This is a genomic window from Caballeronia sp. LZ032 (assembly GCF_031451315.1).
In the GTDB taxonomy this organism is placed as follows: Bacteria; Pseudomonadota; Gammaproteobacteria; order Burkholderiales; family Burkholderiaceae; genus Caballeronia.
Genome location: NZ_JARUXP010000070.1, coordinates 1 through 394 on the forward strand (window position 1 = coordinate 1; position 394 = coordinate 394).

Here is a 394-nt window from a genome sequence, read left to right on the forward strand (position 1 = left end):
CACGCTCGAAGCCTGATCGGTCGTCGCGTGATTGTTGCTGCCATAGGTCACGGTCAGGCCGCTGGTTCCGAGCCCGGAGCGCTTTTCCTGATAGCTGCTCGACGACGTCATGGTGTCCTGCGACGTGCCGATCTTGACGTCATGCGCCGCGCTTAGCGCGACGTCATGGGTGCCCACGATCGTACTGCCTTGGACGTTGATGTCGCGGCCGCTGGCGATCGTCACCGCATCCGCGGAAACCATGCTGCCTTGTGCAAGCGTCGCCGTGCTGGCGCGCGAACTCGTGACCTCCTTCCCGCTGACCGCATTGCTGTGGCTGTGCTGCTCCTGCGTGTTCTCGACGTGCGTCTCGGTCGCGGCCGTAATGTTGACGTTGCCGGTCGCCGCAAGCGCG

At 64.5% G+C, this 394-nt stretch carries 1 protein-coding gene; it reads right to left on the minus strand.

Features of this window, described 5'->3' with window-relative positions; translation table 11 throughout:
- On the minus strand, positions 1 to 394 hold a 394-nt coding region (locus QCE69_RS39455), incomplete at both ends, for a hemagglutinin repeat-containing protein (protein ID WP_309936176.1).